This window comes from Sediminicoccus rosea, from assembly GCF_033547095.1.
Classification (GTDB): Bacteria; Pseudomonadota; Alphaproteobacteria; order Acetobacterales; family Acetobacteraceae; genus Roseococcus; species Roseococcus rosea.
The window spans coordinates 4,685,071-4,703,534 of record NZ_CP137852.1 but is presented as its reverse complement, the minus strand read 5'-3'; the positions used below and the strand labels follow the sequence as shown (position 1 = coordinate 4,703,534).

The window sequence follows — 18,464 nt, the reverse complement described above, 5'->3', positions numbered from 1 at the left end:
TCGCGGCCGCGGAAGTTCAGGGTTGGACACCCCGCGTGGCTGGGCTGATCCGGGAGATACATCGAAGGTTCCGGCAGTTCGGCTGCCTTGAGGCGCTTCAGCTGGGCTGAAGCGCGGCGCCGCTCACGCGACCGGGACCTGGCGAGCATGCATGCCCGCTTGATGGCCGTGGTATGGTGCATCGCAAAACAAAGCGCAAGGCAAATCCGCACCACGCATGTCGGGCATGCGCGGCCGCTACCAGAGGCCGGGCAGCCAGAGGGAAATCGCGGGCAGCAGCGCCAGCAGGATGATCCGCACGAAGTCCGAGGCGACAAAGCCCATCACGCCCCGATAGGTCTCGCCCATCGGCACGTCCTTCGCCATGGCGTTGATGACGAAGAGGTTGAGGCCGAAGGGCGGCGAGATCATCCCCACCTCCACCGACATCAGCACCAGGATGCCGAACCAGACCAGCACCTGCTCCCGGCCCAGCCCGAAGTCCAGCGAGAGCATCAGCGGGATGAAGATGGGCAGCGTCAGCAGCACCATCGCCAGGCTCTCCATGAAGCAGCCCAGGATGAAGTAGATCAGCAGGATCATCAGCAGGATGACGATGGGCGCCACGTCGAAGGTGGCGACCACGGCCGAGAGCTCGGCGGGAAGGCGGGAGAGGGCGAGCGCCGCGCTGAACAGCTCCGCCCCCAGCAGCACCACGAAGATCAGGCCGGTGGTGACGGTGGTGGAGAGCAGGCTCTCCTTCAGCCCCTCCCAGCGCATGCCGCCCAGCGTCACCGCCAGCAGGAAGGTGGCGGCGGCGCCGATGGCCGCCCCCTCGGTCGCGCTGAACCAGCCGCCATAGATGCCGGTGACGACGAGGATGAAGACCATCGCGACGGGCCAGACCTCGGCGGTCGCGCGCAGCTTCTCGCGGAAATCCAGCGCGGGGGCGGGCGGCGCGGCATCGGGGTGCAGGCGGGCATAGATGTTGACCACCAGCATGTAGCCCGCGGTCGCGATCAGGCCGGGGATGACGGCGGCGACGAAGAGCGTGCCGATGCTCATCTCCGTGTAGATCGCATAGATCACGAGGATGACGCTGGGCGGGATCAGGATGCCGAGCGTGCCGCCGGCGGCCAGCGTGCCGGTGGCCAGGGCCGGCGAATAGCCATGGCGGCGCATCTCGGGCCCCGCCACCTGGCTCATCGTGGCGGCGGTGGCCAGCGAGGAACCGCAGATGGCGCCGAAGGCCGCGCAGCCGCCGATGGTGGCGACCGCGAGGCCGCCCCGCCAATGCCCCATCCAGGCGCGCGCGCAGCGGAACAGCGCGCGGTTCATGCCGCCCTTGGTGGCGAAATCGCCCATCAGCAGGAAGAGCGGGATGACCGAGAGCGTGTAGGAGGAAAACCGGCTGAAGGTCATCGAGTTCAGCGTGGCGAAGAGCCGGTCCCACCCGCCGATGGTGGCGAAGCCCACGCCGCCCACCAGCAGCATCGCCACCCCCACCGGCATCCGCAGCGCGATGAGCACGAGGGCGGCGGCGAACATCGCCAGGCCGATGTCGAAGTCGCTCATGCGGAACGCCTCACGCGCGCCGCGCTCTCCAGCGCCACGAAGGCGGCGCAGACCATCCAGAGCGCCATGCCGATGGCCGCGCCCGCATAGCCCCACCAGAAGGGGATCTCGAGGAACATGGTCTCGCGCTCACGGTCCCAGTTGTTGTAGCCGCCGATGGCGAGCCGCCAGGCCAGCACGAAGACCACGGCCGCCGCCACGCTGCGCATCAGCGCATCGAGGCCGGCAAGGCCGCGCGCGGGCAGCTTCTGCGTGAAGAAATCCACCATCACATGCGCGCCGCGCATCTCGGCCAGCGGCAGGCAGAAGGCGACGGCGACGCCGAGCAGCATCTCGACGATCTCGGAATCGCCCAGGATCGGCTTGTTGATCAACGCCCCCCGCAGCACCGAGCCGGCCGTGACGGCGACGGCGGCGAGCAGCAGTGCGCCCGCCAGAAGCGCCGCCCAGGTGGCGACGGATTCCAGCACCGCGCGCAGCCGGGGGAAGGGAACGAAAGCCGGCGCCGCGAGGACGCCGTGCTCCGTGACCTCCGGCGTGCTCAAGCCGGGCGGCCGTAGCGCGCGGTGATCGTCTGGATGGTCTCGAAGAGCTGGCGGCCATTGCGGTTGCGCCGCGTCATCTCGCCCATCCAGGCCTCATAGGCCGGTGCGACGGCGGTGCGCCAGCGCGCCATCTCCGCCGGGCTGATCTCGATGATCTCGTTGCCGGCATTGCGCGCGGCATCGATGGCGGGCTGGGTCTGCGTGTCCCACGCCTCGCCCAGCTGCTTTGAGAGGGCCGCGCCGGAATTGGCGTCGATCACGGCGCGCAGCTCGGGCGGCAGGCGCATGTAGCTGCGCTGGTTCATCAGCGTGAGCAGCATGCCTTGGAAGAGGCCCACGCCCGGCGGCTCGCTGTGGTATTTCGAGACCTCGAAGAGGCGGAAGGGCTGGGTGATGGCCCAGTTGATCAGGAAGCCGTCCACCTGGTTGCGCGACGCCGCCTCATAGACGCCGCCCAGCGGAATACCGACGGGGGTGGCACCCATCGCGGTCACCGCCTCGCCGATGAAGCGGCCGGCCACGCGCAGCCGCAGCCCGCGGAAATCCTCCAGCGTGCGCACGGGCCGGCGCGAGGTATGGATCAGCGCGCGGTCGGTCGAGTGGATCGAGATGATCTTGATGCCGCGATACTCGGTGTCCGCCAGGTTCTGCGAGACATACTCGAAGGCGGCCTGGGACATGGTGGCGCTGCGGCCGGTGTTCATGAAGGGCATCTCCAGCCCTTCCGTCCCCATGAAGCGGCCGGGCGTGAAGCCGGGCACGGTCCAGATGATGTCCACCACGCCGTCTTCCAGCTGCTGCGGCAGGTCGCGCGGCTGGCCGCCCAGCTGCATGGCCGGGAAGCTCTGGATGATGATCCGCCCCTGCGACTGCTGGTTCACGCGCTCGGCCCAGCGGTCGAGGTGGATCGTGTGGTCCAGCGCCGTGGGCGAGGAGAAGCTGTGCAGCCGCAGCGTGAAGGTCTGCTGCGCGCGGGCCACCAGCGGTGCCGCCAGGGGGGTCGCGAATGCGCCCAGCGCCAGACCGGCGCTCATGAGGTCACGTCGTTGCACGAGCCTGCTCTCCTTGGGTTTGAATGAAGCGTCGCAAGCTTTGGCGCAGCGTGGCAAGGCGCCTGTCGCGGAAATCCGCGCGCGGAGGGCATAAGCGCCTGCGCGGCGGGCAGCGGCTGCACGTTTCCTCGTCGCGCCTGCGCCAGTGGGGGCGGGGCCCGGCGCGGGCTAATGCACCGCCGATTCCGGAATCCAGCCCTGCTCGGCGAAGATCCGGCCAAGCCGCAGCCCCAGCGCATCGCCGATCCGCCGGCCTTCCGAGCCGGTATCGGCCGAGCGCGCATTGCTCACATTGGAGAGGATGGCATTGGAGGCGGCGACCTCCGCCACGCGCCCCACCACGGCCCCCGCGCCCATGGTGCCCAGGGCGCCCGGCGTCATCGGGCTCTGCGCCGTCGCCTCGAAGCTGCTGATCAGCCGGGGCGCGGCCTGGCCGTCGCGGTAATAGACCTGCACCTCCACCGTCACGCTGCTGCGCCCCCGGCCGAAGCCGATCAGGTTGCGCCGCGTCTGGTTGCCCTGATCCACCGAGAGCAGATGCCCTTCGACGATCACCACCCGCCCCGCGCCGGGCGGCGGGGCGCGGCCCACGCGCTCGGCCGGCAGGCCGAAGCTCTGCAGCTTGGCCGTCACCTCCGCCGCCACGCCGCCCGCCGCCTGGCGCCCGGCGGCCAGGCGTTGCTGGCTGAGCGACTGGTCGCTCGTCATCTGCGCAAGGCGCTGGCGGACGCCGTCATCGAGCTTCACATCGTCGGCGGCGACGCCGGGGTCCACCACATAGATGCGCTCCGGCCGGGGCAGTCGCCCGCCCGAATAGCCGGCCGTCTGTTCCACCTGCGGCGCCGTGCAGGCCGCGAGGGCCAGGCCGGGCGCGAGGGCGAGGGCGGCGCGGCGGCCGGGCTGCGGGGCGTGGGACATCGGGCCTTCCTTGCGGCGAGGTTCAGTGCGTCCGGAGCCTAGCGGGCGCCGATCTGCCCTGGGAAGCTGGACCACGCTGCCCTCACGCCGCGTGGTCCAGCCTTGTCTCGGAGGATGATTCAGCGTTTCGGCGATGCCGGCTCAACGCCTCATGCTCTAAAGGCTGGGCCGCCTGGTGAAGCCGGGCTCCGCCGGCGGCTCGGCGAATTGCTCCTCGATCCGTGTCACCTGCGCCAGAGGCGGGCCGCGCCGGCACGCGGTCAGCACCGCGTTCAGCCCATCCTCCTCGCCGGCCAGCAGGGCCTCGACCGTGCCATCCGCGCGGTTACGGACCCAGCCGGAAATCCCGTGGCGCCTTGCCTCGCGCACCAGCCAGTCGCGGTAGCCCACCCCCTGCACGCGCCCGGCGATGCGGAGCAGGCGGGCCGTCATCCCTGGCTCAGCGCCGCCAGCCGCGCGGCGAGGGCCAGGTCGGCCGCGACCTTCTCGCGGCGCTCCTCCGCCTCCCAGTCCAGGCCCCAGCGTTCCTCCTGGAAGAGTTCGTCCAGCACGGCCAGGCGATGCGCGTCGCCCGGTTCCAGCGCGCCATGGATGACGGCGAGGCCGAGCACGCAGCTGCCCAGCGCCGGCACCAGCACGCCCAGCGCCGAGAGCGCGACGGGCGAGAGCCCCGCCACCGCGTCATGCAGCGCGGTCAGCGCCTCGGGCGTCTGCGCCACCGGCATGATGCCGCGCGTGATCCGCAGATCGGCGCCGAAGCTGCTGCGCGCCCAGTCGAGCCAGGGCTGCCAGGCCGCGTCCTGCCGGGCGGCCAGCGCGTCATCCTCGGCGCGATAGCAGAGCAGGTCGGTCTCGGCGTATTTGGCGATGGCGGCGATGGTGGCGGCGGGATCGGGCGCGATGCGCTCGGCCGCCGTGCCGGTCAGCCGGGTGAGGGGGACATCCTCCCAGCTCATCTCGCCGCCGCGCTCGCCGCCCGCGGCCTGCCATTCGGCTGCCAGCGCCTCGCCCAGTTCGCGCGTGGCGACGCGCAGCGAAGCGCCGGTCGGCAGTTTCACGGGCCGGCCGTCGAGATGGATGGCGAAGCCGTCGCCCTCGGCGACGCAGGTGGCCTGGTTCCAGAAGCGTTTCATGACGGCGCCGTTCTTAGAGCCTGATCGCCTTTGGTGGAAACACCAAAGGCGTGAATCAGCCTCCGATCGCGATCCAGAGCATGCGCCCGCCGGCTGGAACCAGGGAATCAGGCCGCCTGGCGCAGCCCGAGTTCCGCCAACGCGGCCTCGACCGCGCGCAGCACCTGCGCGATCTCCGGCAAGCCGATATCGCCGATGGCGCCGATGCGGAAGCTCGGCGCCTCGGTGGTGAAATAGCTGCTGATCGTGACACCCTGGCGCTTCAGGGCGGCCACGAAGTCGGCCAGCACGAGGCCGGCCGGCTGGTGCACGGTGACGACGATCGGCCCCTGATCGGCTTCCTCCAGATAGGGCTTGAGGCCCAGCGCCTTGAGGCCGCGATGCAGGGCGGCCGCATTGGCCTGGTACCGCGCGAGGCGCACGGCGCGGCCGCCCTCGGCGTCGAAGCGGTCCAGTGCCACGTCGAGCGCGCGCAGCGTCTGCACGGGCCCGGTGAAGCGCAGGCTGCCCATGCCGTTCTGCCGGCTGTTCGCGAGCACATCCGAGAGGTCGAGGCTCCAGGAGCGCGCATTCCCCGCGCATTGCTCCGTCCGGTCCACCCGCGCGACGGCGAAGCCGAAGCCGGGCAGCCCCTCCAGGCACTTGTTGGAGGTGAAGACCACCGCGTCCATCTCAGGCTGCGCCGCGAGGTCGAGCGGCAGGGCGCCGAAGGCGGAGACGGCGTCCAGGATCATCCGCCGCCCGGCCGCGCGCACCACGGCGCCGATTGCGGCCGGGTCGTTCACGATGCCGCTGCCCGTCTCGCTCTGCACCATGCCGAGATGGCCGCATTCCGGGTGGGCGGCGAGGGCCGCCGCCACTTCGCCGGGCGTGATGCCGCGCGTGTCGGGGGCGTGCAGCTCCACCACCTCACGCCCCGCCTCGCGCGCGAGGCGCGCCATGCGCACCGCGTATTCGCCGTTCATCGGGATCAGGATGGCGCCGCCAGGCGCGACATAGGTGCGGATCGCCGCTTCGAGGATCATGTGCCCCGCGCCTTGCAGCGGCAGCGTCACATGCTCGCCCTCCACGCCGCCGGCGATGGCGCGGATGCGCTCGCGCAGGCGGGTGTAGAAGGGGCGGAAGGCGGCATCCCAGGGGGCGATGTCCTCGGCCATGGCGGCGCGCACCGAGGGATGGGTCTGCACGGGGCCGGGGGTGAGGAGCAGCATCGCGGGTCTTCCTGGTCTGAGCAGCGGCTCTTGCCGCGAATTCATCGGTTGGGGAACCCCGCGACGGGTGACTTGGGCGCATAAACCTCTACCCTGTGGGAATGGCCGATGCGCGCGTGACCGCCGTGATCGTCGCCTCCGCGCTGTTCATGCAGAACCTGGACAGCGCGGCGGTGGTGACCGCCCTGCCCTCGATGGCGCGGGAGCTGAACGAGGACCCGGCGCGGCTGGGGGTCGCCATCACCTCCTACCTTGTGGCGCTGACGGTCTTCATCCCCGTCTCCGGCTATGTGGCGGACCGCTTCGGGGCGAAGCGCGTCTTCCTCATCGCCATCGCGCTCTTCGGCCTGTCCTCCGCCGCCTGCGGCCTGTCCAACAGCCTGGGCGAGCTGGTGGCGGCGCGGGTGATGCAGGGCATGGCGGGCGCGATGATGGTGCCGGTCGGCCGCCTGCTCCTGCTCAGCGGCATCCGCAAGGACGAGATGCTGACGGCGATGACCTGGCTGACCATGCCGGCCATGCTGGGGCCCATCCTCGGGCCGCCGCTCGGCGGCATCCTGACCGACCTCTTCGGCTGGCGCAGCGTCTTCTGGATCAACCTGCCGGTCGCCGCCTTCGGGCTGGTCATGGTGGCCTGGAAGATCACGCCGCTGCCGCCCGCCAACCCAGGCCCGCCCGATCTGCGGGGGCTCGCCCTCGTCGGCGGCGCGCTGGCCACTCTGATGGCCGGGATCGAGACGGTGGGGCGCGGCGTGCTGCCGGATCACTGGCCGGGCGTGCTGCTCCTGCTGGGCGCGGTGCTGGGCTGGCTCGCGCTGCGGCATTGCCGGCGCGCCGAGGCGCCGGCGCTCGACCTCACGCTGCTGCGCCATCCGAGCTTCCGCCACGCGGCACTCTCCGGCAGCCTGTTCCGCATGGGTGCCGGGGGCGTGCCCTTCCTCGTGCCCATGCTGCTGCAGGTGGGCTTCGGCTGGGGCGCGACGGAGGCGGGCTTCGTCGCCTTCGCCACCGCCATCGGCGCCTTCGCCATGAAGCCGCTGACGCGCCCCATCCTGCGCCGCTTCGGCTTCCGCACCGTGCTGATGGGCAATGGCGTGCTGGCCGCCTTGGGCGTGGCGATCGGCGCCGCCTTCACGCCCGCCTGGCCCATCGCGGCCATGTTCGTGGTGCTGGCGCTGGGCGGGCTGTTCCGCTCGCTGCAATTCACCGCGCTGAACACGCTGGCCTTCGCCGACCTCCCGCGTGAGAAGCTGAGCGCGGGCACCAGCTTCTACGGCACGGCGCAGCAATTGCCGCCGGCCCTGGGCGTGGTGCTCGCCACCAGCTCGCTCGAAGTGAGCCGCCACATGGCGGGGCACGAGGCGCTGCTGCCGGGCGATTTCACGGCCGCCTTCCTGATCGCCGGGCTGGTCGTGCTCTCCGCCACGCCGCTCTTCGCGCGGCTGCCGCGCGATGCGGGGGCGGAGGTCAGCGGCAAGCGCTGAGCGCGCGGCGGGCTACCAGCGCGAGCAGTTGCTGACGCGGATCACCGGCCCGCCGGACGCGGCTTGCTGGTCCAGCACCAGGGAGATGTTGCCCGGCATGGCGGTGACGCCGGCCGCCGCCTCCACCATCAGAAGCGGCACGTTGCTGGTGCCCGCGGTCACGATCATCCGGCGCTCGGGCGAGGGCGTGCGCAGGTTGGGCGGAAAACCCGAGGCGGTGACGACGACGGCGATGGAGTGGGTGCGCGCATTGCCCAGCAGCACCGCCCAGGCCGAGGAGCCATCGGGCGCCACCTGCTGACGGACCAGTTGCGGTCCGATGGTGATGTTGCCGGCGCAGGGCGTGGCGATGGGCCCCTGCTGCGCCAGGGCCGGCTGTGCGAGAGCGAGCCCGAGGGCCGCAAGCAGCGTGGCGCGGGAAGGGGACATGGCGGAGGTCCTCGATCCTGGCGGGTTCCCTGGCGGCGGCGTGGGCGGCCAGTCACCCCGCAGCCGGAAGGCCCGCAAGCCTGGCCTTCGGGGGGCAGTCTAGGCGCGGATGCGGGGTGCGCGGAAATCGTCCCTGCCGCTTGCCGCCATCGGTCCGGGCGATGTGGCCGGGACCGGGGCGGCACGCCTCTGGAGCGGTCAGCGCGGCACCAGCGCGGGATTGCTCAACTCGCGCAGGATCTGCTCCTCGCGCCGCGCATCCTGCGCCACGCTGCCCGAGGCCGGGGGCGGCGTCGCGCGGCTCGGCGCGCTCTGGCTGCGGCCGGTTTCCTCACGGAAGATCTCCGCCTCGCGCCGGGCATCCTGGCTGGGAGTGGCGTTCAGCGCGGGCGGCGGCAGGGTGCCGGGCGCATTGGGGCTCTGGCCCATCAGCTCGCGATAGATCTGGTCCACCGCCTGGCCCTGGTTCTGCCGCGGCGGGGTCTGCGCCTCGGCGGCGCCGGCCAGCAGCGTGACCGTGAGGAGCAGAAGGCGCCCGGCCCCCGGGCGAGTGACGGTCAGCATGCGTGTCTCCGACGAGAATTCCGACCGGCAGCCTAGCAAGATCGCGGCAAAGTCACAGGGCCTCATTCGGCCGGCGCCGGGCTCGGCCCCTCCGCCTTGCCGCGCCCGCGGCTGAAGCGCCGCGCCAGCCCGTCAAAGCCCAAATACAGCACGGGCGTCACGAAGAGCGTGAGCGCCTGGCTGACGACGAGCCCGCCAATGACGGCAAGGCCGAGCGGCTGGCGCAGCTCCGCCGCGGCACCCCAGCCGGCCGCGATGGGCACGGCGCCGGCCGCCGCGGCCAGCGTCGTCATCAGGATCGGGCGGAAGCGCAGCAGGCTCGCGTGGCGCACCGCATCCGCCGGCGCTTCGCCCGCGCGCTGCCGCTGCAGCGCCACATCCACCACCATGATCGCGTTCTTCTTCACCAGCCCGATCAGCAGCAGCACGCCGATCACCGCGATCACCGAGAGATCGAGGCCGGAGAGCCAAAGCGTGGCGAAGGCGCCGAGTGCGGCGGCCGGCAGGCCCGAGAGGATGGTCAGCGGATGGATGAAGCTCTCATAGAGCACGCCCAGCACCACATACATGATCAGCACGGCGGCCAGCACCAAGGCACCCTGGCCGGCCAGCGCCTGCTGGAAGACCTGCGCCGAGCCTGAGAAGCCGGAGACGATGGTGGGCGGCAGCCCCATCTCGCGCTCCACCGCGCGGATCGCGTTCACCGCATCGCCCAGCGCCACTCCCGGGGGTGTGTTGAAGCCGATGGTGACGGCGGGCAGCTGCCCCTGGTGGCCGACGGTGAGCGGCCCCGAGCGGCGCTCGATGCTGGCGACGGCGGAGAGCGGGACGAGGCGCCCCGTCACGGATCGCAGGTAGAGCTTGGCGAGGCCCGTCTCGTCGCGCTGGTCCTCGGGCAGGGCCTCCAGGATGACGGGATAGGCATTGGCCTGGCCGTAGATCGTGCTGATCTGGCGTGAGCCGAAGGCCGAATACAGCGCCTGGCGCACCTGCTCGATGGAGACGCCGAGCGCCGTCGCGCGGTCGCGGTCCACATTCACCATGACCACGGGGCTGTCGAGCTGCAGGTCGGTGTTCACGTCCTGCAGCTGCGGCAGGCGGGCGAGCCGCGCTTCCAGCCGCGGCGCCCAGTCATAGAGCTCGTCCAGGCGCAGCCCCTGCATGGTGTAGATGTAGAGGGTGCGGGTCTGCCGTGCGCCGAAATTGATGTTCTGGATGGGCTGCAGGAAGACGCGCATGCCCGGCACGCCCGAGGCCTGGCGCCGCAGATCCTGCAGGATGGTCGTGATGTCCGGGCGCTGGTTGCGCGGCTTCAGCTCGACGAAGAGCCGCCCCTGGTTGATCGAGGCCGAACCGCCCACCGCGCCCACCGTCGCCACCACGCTGTTCACGTAGGGCGAGGCGGTGAAGATCTGCGCGATGCGCTGCTGCTTCTCGGCCATCGCCTCGATCGAGGCGCCACGCGGCCCTTCGGTGTTGACGATGACGAGGCCGGTGTCCTCGACCGGGAAGAAGCCCTTGGGCAGCTTCACCGCCATCCAGGCGGCGCCGACCAGCGAGGCCAGGAACAGCGCCCAGATGATCAGGCGGAAGCGCAGCGCGAGGTCGAGCAGGAAGGCGTAGCCCTTCTCGATGGCGACGAAGCCGCGTTCCAGCATGCGGTCGAGCAGGCCCGGCGCCTTGTGCTGGCCCTTCATGCGGCTGGCCATGAGCGGCGTCAGCGTCAGCGAGACGACGAGCGAGGCGATGACGGCGAGGCTGACGGTGGCGGCGAAGGCGTTGAACACGCGGCCCACCACGCCGCCCATCAGCAGGATGGGCAGGAAGACCGCGATCAGCGAGAGCGTGATGGAGAGAACGGTGAAGCCCACCTCCTTGGCGCCGCGGATCGCGGCGGCGACGGGATGCATCCCCTCCTCGATGTGGCGGACGATCGCTTCCAGCACGACGATCGCGTCATCCACGACCAGCCCCACCGCGATGGTGAGGCCGAGCAGCGTCACGTTGTCGATGCCGTAGCCCAGCACATACATGAGGCCGAAGGTGATGCAGAGGCTGATGGGCACGGCGATGGAGGGAATCAGCGTCGCGCTCAGCCGGCGCAGGAAGAGGAAGCAGACCAGGACGACGAGGCCGATCGCGATCAGCAGCGATTCCTGCACGTCATGCACCGCGTCGCGGATCGAGCGGCTGCGGTCGAGCATGACGCCGAGGCGCGCGCCGGGCGGCAGGGCCGATTGCAGCGCCTCCACGCTGCGCAGCACGCCATCCACCACATCCACCGTATTCGCATCGGGCTGGCGCTGAACGGCGAGCACCAGGGCGCGGCTTCCGTCGCGCCAGCTCGCCACGCGCTCGTTCTGCACGCCATCCGCCACCTCCGCGATCTCGTTCAGGCGGACCGGCGCATTGGCGCGGCCGGCGACGACGAGCTGGCCGAACTGCTCGGCATTCTGCGGCTGTTCGGTGGCGCGCAGCGTGAGCTGCTGCCGCGCGCCGCTCAGCAGCCCGACCGGCGCGTTGGAATTGGCCTGCTGGATGGATTGCTGGACCGTGTCGAAGGCGAGGCCCATCGCCGCGATCCGGTCGGGGTCGAGGCGGACGCGCACCGAGTAGAGCTGCTCGCCATAGGTCACCACCTGCGCGACACCCTGCACGCGGGACAGCGCGGGGGCGATGATGGTGCTCGCCACGTCCTGCAGGCGATAGAGCGGCACGTCGCCGCCCGAGAGCGTCAGCAGCAGGACCGGCGCATCGGCCGGGTTCACTTTCCGGTAGCTGGGCGGCACCGTCATCTCGATCGGCAGGCGTCGCTGCGCGCGGGTCAGCGCGGCCTGCACGTCCTGCGCCGCGCTGTCGATGTTGCGGCCGAGCTGGAATTGCAGGGTGAGGTTCAGCGTGTCCTGCCCGGAGTTGGAGCTCATGCTCTCCAGCCCCGCGATGGTGCTGAACTCGCGCTCGAGCGGGAGTGCCACCGAGGTCGCCATGGTCTCCGGGCTGGCGCCAGGGAAGTTCGCGAAGACGGAGATGACGGGGAAGTCCACGCGCGGCACGGCGGCGACCGGCAGGCGCGTATAGGCGATGGCGCCGGCGAAGACGGCCGCCATGGTCAGCAGCAGCGTCATCACCGGGCGCCGGATGCAGAGCTCCGAGATGTGCATGGCGGCGCCTTCAGTTCGCGGAGGAGACGCGCTGCGGCGCCGGTGCCGCGGGCGGCGCGTTCCGCTCGACGGCGCGCGCGCCCTCGGTCACGCGCTGCGCGCCGTCCACGATGATCTTGTCGCCCGCCGCGATCTCGCCGCGCACCACGGCGCGGTCCCGCAGGGTCCGCACCAGCTGCACGGCGCGCCGCCGCGCCGTGCCGTCGGGCGCCAGCACGAAGATGTAGCGGCCCTGCTGGCCGGTCTGCACCGCCGCCGAGGGGATGGAGATGGCGTCCTGTTCCACGCTGGGCACCACGGTCACGCGCACATATTGCCCGGGCCAGAGCGTGCCGCCCGGATTGTCGAAGCGGGCGCGCAGCTGGATGGTGCCGGTCGCGACATCCACCGCGCTGTCCACGAAGACCAGCGCGCCTTCGGCGGGCTGGCCGGTCTCGCCATCGCCCAGCGCCTGCACCGGCACCTCGCCCGCGTTCAGCGCGGCGCGGATCTGCGGCAGCCAGCGCTCCGGCACGCTGAACTGCACCAGGATGGGGTCCATCTGCGTGATGGTCGCCATCGGCACGTTCTCCGCCTGGCGGACGACATTGCCCACGCGCAGCGGCAGCACGCCGAGCTTGCCCTCCGTCTCGGCGGTGATGGTGGCGAATTCGATGTTGAGCCGGGTCTGCTGGATCAGCGCCTCGGTCGCGCGCGCGTTGGCGACGGCGGCCGCGGCCTCGGCCGTCGCCTGCTCGAAGCGCTGCTGCGCCGCGAAGCCCTCGCCGCGCAGCGACTGGTAGCGCACCGCATCGGCCTGGAAGCGGACGATCTGCGCCCGGTTGGCGGCGAGCTGCGCCTCCTGCTGCGCCAGGATCGCCTGGTTCAGCCGCGAGTCGAGCGTGAACAGCACCTGGCCGCGCCGCACCAGCTGCCCCTCCGTCACGTGCACCTGCGTGATCTGCCCGTCCACCCGCGTGCGGATGGTGACCACGCTCTCCGACACGACCGTGCCATTGGCCAGGATCTCGACCGGCAGGGGCCCGATGCGCGCCGCCTCCGTCGTGACCGGGACGGCCGGCTGCGCGGCGGCGGCCAGCGGCAGCAGCAGCGCGAGGAGGAACGGAAACAGGCGGGACAGCATGCGGGGCGGGGCTCCGGTCGGGGCGAGATCATCCATTCCCGCGCGGCGGGCCGCGGGGTTCATGCGATTCAACAGCACCGTCCTGAAAAGCCGAGTGACAAGGCGGAAAGGTTACCCTTCGTCACCCCGGGTTCTTCTGGGAGTTCAGCACAAAATGTGCATGATGCCGGTATTGAGGAAAGGAAGGCGTCGCATGTTTCGCTGGCTGGTTGTGCTTGCCCTGTTCTTCACAATTCCGGCGCAGGCCTTCGACCTTCCTGGCCTCTCCCGAGATTCCGGCCAGTATCGCGAGCAGCTCGAGCGCCGCTTCCCGGCCGGCGGCACGCCGCAGCAGCGCCAGGCGGCCGAGCAACGCGCCGCCACGGCCGAGCGCGCGAACAATTGGCCCAATGCCGCCCAGGCCTGGGAGGAACGCGCCGGCATGGGCGAGATGACGCCCGCGCAGTGGCTGGCGCTGGCCCGCGCGCAGCTGCGGCGCGCCCCGCCCGAGCCGGCGCGCGCTGTGCAGGCCGCCTGGCAGAACTTCATGATGGTGCCGGCCGGCACGCCGGAGATTCCCTCGCTGCTGCTGATCGCCGAGGCGCTGGGCCGCATGGACCGCCCGGCCCAGCAGATCGCCGCCCTGGAGGCCGTGCTGCAGCGCGCCCCGAACGAGGCGCGCTACGCCGAGGCGCTCACCCAGGCCCGCCGCGCCGCCGGCCTGCTCGTCGCGCGCGTGAACACGGAAAGCGAGGCCGAGCCGCCGCGCGCCTGCCTCAGCTTCACGCTGCCGCCCGCGCGCCGCCAGGACTGGCAGCCGCAGGACTGGATCCGCGCCGAGCCCGCCATCCCCGGCCTCGCCATCACGCGCGATGGCGATTCGCTCTGCGCCGTCGGCCTGCCGCATGGCCGCACCACGCGGCTGCTGCTGCGCGCCGGCCTGCCGGGCGAGGATGGGCTGCGCCTGAACCGCGACACCGCGCTCAACATCGCCATGCCCGACCGCGCGCCCCGCATGGCCTTCGACAGCCGCGCCTTCCTGCTGCCGCGCGGGCAGCAGGCGCGCGTGCCGCTCGCGCTCATGAACGTCTCGGCCGTGCAGCTGCGCATCATCCGCGTGGCCGAGCGCAACCTCGTCCCCCTCACGCGCGACTGGCGCCTGGGTGACCAGCTGGATTCCTGGATGGCGCAGGATCTCCAGGAAAGCTGGGGCCGCGTCGTCTGGCAGGGCCAGGTGGAGGTGCCGCGCCATCCGGCCAACAGCCTGCAGCGCCTCGCCATTCCGGTGCCCGATGCGGTGCGGAGCGCGGGGCCCGGCCTCTACATCATGGTGGCGCTGCCCGATGACGGCACGAACAACGCGTCGAGCCTCGCCACGGCGCAGCCCCTGATCGTCACCGATCTCGGCCTCACCGCCTGGCGGGGCGCGGGCGGGCTCGCCGTGCAGGCGCGCCACCTGGGCGATGCGCGGCCGGCCGCCGGCACCCGCGTGGCCCTGATGGCCCGCAACAACGAAATCCTGGCCGAGGCGGAGGCCGGCGCCGACGGACTGGTCCGCTTCGCCGCCGCCCTGCTGCGGGGCGAGGGGCCGATGGCGCCCGTCGCACTCCATGCCAGCACGGCGGATGACCTGGTCGCGCTCGACCTCGAGGCCGCGGCCTTCGACCTCTCCGATCGCGGTGTCGCCGGGCGCCCGTATCCCGGCCCGCTCGATGCCTTCCTCTGGCTCGATCGCGGCATCTACCGGCCGGGCGAGACGGTGCAGGCCATGATGCTGCTGCGCGATGTGGCGGGGCAGCCGGCGAACCTGCCGGTGCGCCTGCGCCTGCGCCGCCCGAACGGGCAGGTCGCCGCCGAGACGGTGCTGCGCGATGGCGGGCATTGGCCCGTGACGCTGCCCGCCGCCGCCCCGGCCGGCGCCTGGAAGATCGAAGCGCTGACCGACCCGAACGCGCCGTCCGTGGGCGAGGTGACGCTGCGCGTGGAGGCCTTCGTGCCCGAGCGCCTCGCCGTCGAGGTCGGGCCCGCGCCCGGGCCGCTGACACCCGGCCAACCGCTCGAGATCCCGGTGACCGCGCGCTTCCTCTATGGCGCGCCGGGCTCGGGCCTCACCGGCAACGCGCAATACCGCCTGATCACCGAGCGCAGCCCCTTCCCGGCCCTGCAGGGCTTCCTCTTCGGGCTGGAGGACGAGGTCTTCGCGCCCGACATGCTCTCGGCCGAACTGCCCGAGACGGATGCCCAGGGCCGCGCCACCCTGACGCTGAACCTGGAACGCGCGCCCGACACCACGCGCCCGCTGCGCGCGGAACTGACCTTGCAGGTGGAGGAGCCGGGCGGCCGCGCCAGCAGCGCGCAACTGCCGCTGGCCGTGGCCGGCGCGCCGCGCCTCGTCGGCATCCGCGGCCCGCAATCGGTGGATGCGAACAGCGAGGCCGCCTTCGACTTCGTCATCGTGAACCCGGCCGGCCAGCCGCAGGCCGGGCAGCTCAACCTGCGCCTCGTGCGCGAGCGACCGGATTGGCGCATCGTCCTGCGCTCCGGCCAGGCGCGCTACGAGACGGTCTGGACCGATGAGCCCGTGGACACGGCGAGCCTCGCCGTCACGGCGACCGCGCCGGGCCGCTTCGCCCGCAGCCTGCCCTTCGGCCGCTACCGGCTGGAGGCGCAGGAGGCCGGCGGCATGGCGCTCGCCTCCGTGCGCTTCCGCTCCGGCTGGACCGCCTCGGAATCGGCCGAGGTGCCGGACAAGGTGGATGTGGCGGCCGACCGTCGCGCCTATGCGCCGGGCCAGCCGATCACGTTGCGCGTCACGGCGCCCTTCGCCGGCCGCGCGAGCCTCGCCATCCTGACCGACCGTCTGGTCGCGCTGCGCGAGATCGAGGTGCCGGCCGCCGGCGCCGAGGTGACGCTGGAGGCCGACCCCGCCTGGGGTGCCGGCGCCTATGCCGCCGTGACGGTGTTCCGCCAGGGTGAGGCGGCGCAGGCGCCCGGCCGCGCCCTTGGCCTGACATGGCTGCAGATCGACCCCGCCGCGCGCCGCCTCGAGGTCGCGATCGGCGGCGAGGAGCGCGTGCGCCCGCAGCGCCGCGTCACCATCCCGGTGAGCGTCACCGGCGGGCAGGGGCCGGTGCATCTCACGCTCGCCGCGGTGGATGAGGGCATCCTGCGCCTGACGCGCTTCGCGACGCCCGATCCGCTCGCGCATTACGCGGGCCGGCGCACGCTCGGCACCGACATCCGCGACGACTACGGCCGGCTGATCCGCCCCGGTGACGGCACGCTCGCCGTGCTGCGCCAGGGCGGCGACGAGCTGGGCGACCTCGCCGCGCTGCGCATCCCGCAGCGCAACGTTGTGCTGTTCAGCGGCGTGGTGACCACCGATGCCCAGGGCCGCGCGGAGATCCCGCTCGAGATCCCGGATTTCGCGGGCGAGCTTCGCCTGATGGCGGTCGCCTGGGACGGTGCGCGCGTCGGTTCCGCCGCGCGCACGCTGCTGGTGCGCGACGCCGTGCTGGCCGAGGCGATCCTGCCGCGCTTCCTCGCCCCGGGCGACGAGGCGAGCATTGCGGTCCTGCTGCACAATCTCGAACTCCCGGCCGGCGAGGTCAGCGCCACGCTGACGGCCGAGGGCGCCATCGCCCTGGCCGGCCCGGAGCGCCTCGCCGCGCGCCTCGCCACCGGCGCGCGCGCGCAGCCCACGGCCACGCTGCGTGCGAACGGCCCGGGCGAGGGCGTGCTGCGCCTGGCCATCGCCGGGCCCGAGGGCTTCACCACGACGCGCGAGGCCCGCATCGAGGTGCGCTCCTCCCGCGCGCCGCTGGCGGTGGCGAGCCTGATCGAGATCGCGCCGGGGCAGGAGGTGCGGCTCGCGCCCGATGCCGCGCGCTTCCTGCCCGGCTGGCGCGCCACGGCACGGCTCGGCACGCCGGTCCGCTACGACGCCGAGGGCATGCTGCGCGCGCTGGAGGCCTTCCCGCTCGCCTGCCTGGAGCAGCTTTCCTCGCAGGCGATCGGCCTCGCCGCCGCGATCACCGAGGCGAGCACGCCCGCGCAGGCGGCGCGGTTGCAGCGCGCGGTGGATGGCGTGCTGGCGCGGCAGCGCTTCGATGGCAGCTTCGGCCTCTGGTCCGCCCAGGGCGAGCCGGAATACTGGACCTCCGGCTATGCGGTGGAGGCGCTGCTGCGCGCCAAGGCGGCCGGCGCCGCCGTCGCGGATGCCGCGCTGGAGGCGGCGCTGGTCAGCCTCTCCGAGCGGCTCGAGGAAACCAACCCGACCGAGCCCGCCGAATACGCGGCGCAGGCGGCACGGCTCAGCGCGCTCTCGCTGGCCGGGCGGCACCGGCTCGGCGCGGCGCGCCGGCTGATGGAGAACCTGGACCGGCTGCCCACGCCGCTGGCCCGCGCGCAGCTCGGCGCCGCCTTCGCCCGCGCGGGCGACACGGAGCGCGCGACGCGTGCCTTCACCGCCGCGCTCGCCGCGCCCGCACGGCGCGACTGGATCTACGACTATGGCAGCGGCGCGCGGGATGCGATGGCGATCCTCGTCCTCGCGCAGGAGGGCCGGATGCCGGCCGCGATGCTCAGCGCGGCGCTGGGCCGCCTGCCGGGGCCGGAGCTGACGCCCGCGTTGGCCTCGACGCAGGAGCAGGCCTGGGCGGTGCTTGCCGCCGCCACGCTGGGCCGCGATGGCCGCCCGGTGCGGGCCAGCCTGGACGGCACGGCGGCGCCTGGCCGCGTCGTGAACGCGACGGCGGGCGGCACGCTGCGCAACCTCGGTGATGCGCCCCTGCCGGTCAGCCTCACGGTCAGCGGCATCCCGGCCGAGGCCTTGCCCGCCGGGCGCAACGCCATGCAGATCCGCCGCCGCTTCCTCAACCTGGAGGGCATGGCGCTGAACCTCGACCAGCTGCGCTCTGGCACCTCCTTCATCATGGTGATCGAGGGCCGGGCGGAGTCCAGCCAGAACCACATGTCGATGATCAGCCAGGGCCTGCCCGCGGGCTGGGAGGTCGAGGCCCGGCTCGGCCCGGGCCCCGTGCCCGGCCTGCCCGGCCTGGGCGAATTGCCCGAGGCCGATGCGCAGCCCGCCCTCGATGACCGGGTCGTGGCCGCCTTCACCTTCTCGCCCGAGCTGCGGGAGTTCCGCCTCGCGGTGCGGCTGCGGGCGGTGACGGCGGGGCGGTTCGAGCTGCCGGGCGCCGAGGTCGCGGACATGTACCGCCCGGCCTTCTTCGCGCGGCAGGCGGCGGGTCGGATCACCGTCCTGCCATAGCCCGGCGCCCGGGAGCATGATGCGTTGAGGCGGCAT

Annotated in this window: 13 protein-coding genes; 2 read left to right on the top strand and 11 right to left on the bottom strand. The window is 72.4% G+C overall.

From position 1 onward, the window contains the following. Positions 1-237: 237 nt before the first annotated feature. The 7 genes from R9Z33_RS22670 to R9Z33_RS22640 all read right to left on the bottom strand — a co-directional run bounded on the left by R9Z33_RS22670 (position 238) and on the right by R9Z33_RS22640 (position 6,413). A complete protein-coding gene (locus R9Z33_RS22670) occupies positions 238-1,554 on the bottom strand; it encodes a TRAP transporter large permease (RefSeq protein ID WP_318648847.1) in 1,317 nt (438 codons plus the stop codon). After that, positions 1,551-2,099, bottom strand: coding sequence for a TRAP transporter small permease (locus tag R9Z33_RS22665; protein WP_318648846.1), 549 nt, complete (start codon positions 2,097-2,099; stop codon positions 1,551-1,553). The genes R9Z33_RS22670 and R9Z33_RS22665 overlap by 4 nt, the downstream gene beginning before the upstream one ends. Then, positions 2,096-3,151: a TRAP transporter substrate-binding protein gene (locus R9Z33_RS22660; protein ID WP_318648845.1), complete on the bottom strand. Its 1,056-nt coding sequence runs from the start codon at positions 3,149-3,151 to the stop codon at positions 2,096-2,098. Before R9Z33_RS22660 ends, R9Z33_RS22665 begins: the two co-directional genes overlap by 4 nt. A gap of 168 nt (positions 3,152-3,319) precedes the next feature. Beyond that, entirely contained in the window at positions 3,320-4,069 is a 750-nt protein-coding gene (locus R9Z33_RS22655) for a DUF4410 domain-containing protein (RefSeq protein ID WP_318648844.1), read from the bottom strand. Positions 4,070-4,225: 156 nt separating this feature from the next. Beyond that, positions 4,226-4,501, bottom strand: a complete 276-nt coding sequence (locus tag R9Z33_RS22650; protein ID WP_318648843.1) for an acylphosphatase — start codon at positions 4,499-4,501, stop codon at positions 4,226-4,228. Continuing rightward, on the bottom strand, positions 4,498-5,202 hold the full coding sequence (locus tag R9Z33_RS22645) for an ATP12 family chaperone protein (RefSeq protein ID WP_318648842.1): 705 nt from the start codon (positions 5,200-5,202) through the stop codon (positions 4,498-4,500). The genes R9Z33_RS22650 and R9Z33_RS22645 overlap by 4 nt, the downstream gene beginning before the upstream one ends. A gap of 107 nt (positions 5,203-5,309) precedes the next feature. Beyond that, on the bottom strand, positions 5,310-6,413 hold the full coding sequence (locus R9Z33_RS22640) for a 2-aminoethylphosphonate--pyruvate transaminase (protein WP_318648841.1): 1,104 nt from the start codon (positions 6,411-6,413) through the stop codon (positions 5,310-5,312). Positions 6,414-6,514: 101 nt separating this feature from the next. Between R9Z33_RS22640 and R9Z33_RS22635 the strand changes: the two genes are divergently transcribed. Then, on the top strand, positions 6,515-7,897 hold the full coding sequence (locus R9Z33_RS22635; RefSeq protein ID WP_318648840.1) for an MDR family MFS transporter: 1,383 nt from the start codon (positions 6,515-6,517) through the stop codon (positions 7,895-7,897). A gap of 12 nt (positions 7,898-7,909) precedes the next feature. Here R9Z33_RS22635 and R9Z33_RS22630 read toward each other — a convergent pair whose 3' ends face one another. From R9Z33_RS22630 to R9Z33_RS22615, 4 genes are all read right to left on the bottom strand, one after another. Further along, positions 7,910-8,326: a hypothetical protein gene (locus tag R9Z33_RS22630; RefSeq protein WP_318648839.1), complete on the bottom strand. Its 417-nt coding sequence runs from the start codon at positions 8,324-8,326 to the stop codon at positions 7,910-7,912. A gap of 198 nt (positions 8,327-8,524) precedes the next feature. Next, positions 8,525-8,890, bottom strand: coding sequence for a hypothetical protein (locus R9Z33_RS22625; protein WP_318648838.1), 366 nt, complete (start codon positions 8,888-8,890; stop codon positions 8,525-8,527). A gap of 62 nt (positions 8,891-8,952) precedes the next feature. After that, on the bottom strand, positions 8,953-12,051 hold the full coding sequence (locus R9Z33_RS22620) for an efflux RND transporter permease subunit (protein WP_318648837.1): 3,099 nt from the start codon (positions 12,049-12,051) through the stop codon (positions 8,953-8,955). A gap of 10 nt (positions 12,052-12,061) precedes the next feature. Then, positions 12,062-13,210 (bottom strand): efflux RND transporter periplasmic adaptor subunit, encoded by a 1,149-nt coding sequence (locus R9Z33_RS22615; protein WP_318648836.1) that lies wholly within the window; start codon positions 13,208-13,210, stop codon positions 12,062-12,064. Positions 13,211-13,367: 157 nt separating this feature from the next. On the opposite strand from R9Z33_RS22615, the gene R9Z33_RS22610 reads away from it, so the two are divergent. Continuing rightward, positions 13,368-18,428, top strand: a complete 5,061-nt coding sequence (locus tag R9Z33_RS22610; RefSeq protein ID WP_318648835.1) for an alpha-2-macroglobulin family protein — start codon at positions 13,368-13,370, stop codon at positions 18,426-18,428. Positions 18,429-18,464 lie beyond the last annotated feature (36 nt).

Bases quoted from the DNA above. Each gene is read 5' to 3' on its own strand.
- R9Z33_RS22670 (WP_318648847.1), bottom strand. From the start codon at position 1,554: ATGAGCGACTTCGACATCGGCCTGGCGATGTTCGCCGCCGCCCTCGTG.
- R9Z33_RS22655 (WP_318648844.1), bottom strand. From the start codon at position 4,069: ATGTCCCACGCCCCGCAGCCCGGCCGCCGCGCCGCCCTCGCCCTCGCG.
- R9Z33_RS22650 (WP_318648843.1), bottom strand. From the start codon at position 4,501: ATGACGGCCCGCCTGCTCCGCATCGCCGGGCGCGTGCAGGGGGTGGGC.
- R9Z33_RS22645 (WP_318648842.1), bottom strand. From the start codon at position 5,202: ATGAAACGCTTCTGGAACCAGGCCACCTGCGTCGCCGAGGGCGACGGC.
- R9Z33_RS22640 (WP_318648841.1), bottom strand. From the start codon at position 6,413: ATGCTGCTCCTCACCCCCGGCCCCGTGCAGACCCATCCCTCGGTGCGC.
- R9Z33_RS22635 (WP_318648840.1), top strand. From the start codon at position 6,515: ATGGCCGATGCGCGCGTGACCGCCGTGATCGTCGCCTCCGCGCTGTTC.
- R9Z33_RS22630 (WP_318648839.1), bottom strand. From the start codon at position 8,326: ATGTCCCCTTCCCGCGCCACGCTGCTTGCGGCCCTCGGGCTCGCTCTC.
- R9Z33_RS22625 (WP_318648838.1), bottom strand. From the start codon at position 8,890: ATGCTGACCGTCACTCGCCCGGGGGCCGGGCGCCTTCTGCTCCTCACG.
- R9Z33_RS22620 (WP_318648837.1), bottom strand. From the start codon at position 12,051: ATGCACATCTCGGAGCTCTGCATCCGGCGCCCGGTGATGACGCTGCTG.
- R9Z33_RS22615 (WP_318648836.1), bottom strand. From the start codon at position 13,210: ATGGATGATCTCGCCCCGACCGGAGCCCCGCCCCGCATGCTGTCCCGC.
- R9Z33_RS22610 (WP_318648835.1), top strand. From the start codon at position 13,368: ATGTTTCGCTGGCTGGTTGTGCTTGCCCTGTTCTTCACAATTCCGGCG.